The sequence below is a fragment of the Pseudomonas sp. TWP3-2 genome (genome assembly GCF_049897765.1).
Lineage (GTDB): Bacteria > Pseudomonadota > Gammaproteobacteria > Pseudomonadales > Pseudomonadaceae > Aquipseudomonas.
In genome coordinates, this window is record NZ_JAFCWW010000047.1 from 1 (window position 1) to 882 (window position 882).

The following is an 882-nucleotide window of genomic DNA, read 5'->3' on the forward strand; positions in this document are numbered from 1 at the left end:
ATCCTGGTCTATAAAGGGACGGCATGGATATCAAATGACTGGGCTAGATGCCCGCCTGATAAAACGATACGACGAGTTAGTCATGGGACACAGTAATGGACTACCGGCTTTGGCGGCAGGGATGAAAGCCCTGCCCCGAACGGACAAGGCATTTGCACAGACACAGGCGCTTTGGAGGTTTCTGAGTAATGACCGGATCAAGCCTGTTGATCTGGTCAAACCGCTGCTAGCCTTGGCGCACGAGGGCTGCCGCGAGGGTTGCGATGATTACGCGCTGGTCATGCATGACTGGTCACGACTCAATTACATGCACCACCACAGCAAAGCTGACCGCTTGCAAATGACCCACCGGGGCGACATCGGTTACGAGCTGCAAAGCAGCCTGCTTGTGACGGATCGTGACGGTGCACCGATCTGCACCCCCGCGCAGAACCTGGCAACCAAGGACGGCGTGCTCAGTACCCGCGCCGAGCAAATGCTGGCTTCTGAAAAGCACCTGGATGAACTGACAGAGCGTATTGATTGGCTTGAGCAGCAAGAGTTTGCCAAGCCACTTGTCCATATCGTGGATCGAGAAGCCGACTCAGTAGCGCATATGAGGCGGTGGCAGGCCGAGGGCTGGAACTGGCTGTTACGCGTAAAAGCAGGCTCCACCGCCACTTATGAGGGCCAATCCCAGCCGTTGAGCAAGATTGGTAGCGGGCTTGTTTACACAGAAACTCGCAAGGTCCAATACAAGGGGAAACCGGCGACTCAATGGGTTGGGGAAGCGTCAGTCGTACTCACCCGTAAAGCGCAGCCGTTTCTCAAAGACAGAGCCGAGCGCAAGACACTGCACAAGGCTGGAGAGCCCTTGCCGGCACGGCTGATCATTAGCCGAAT

General features: G+C 56.2%; 1 pseudogene. It reads left to right on the forward strand.

Annotation, left to right across the window (positions count from 1 at the left end):
- Positions 1–34: 34 nt before the first annotated feature.
- Positions 35–882: pseudogene (locus ACP7EE_RS27590) on the forward strand (hypothetical protein); the annotation flags it as partial.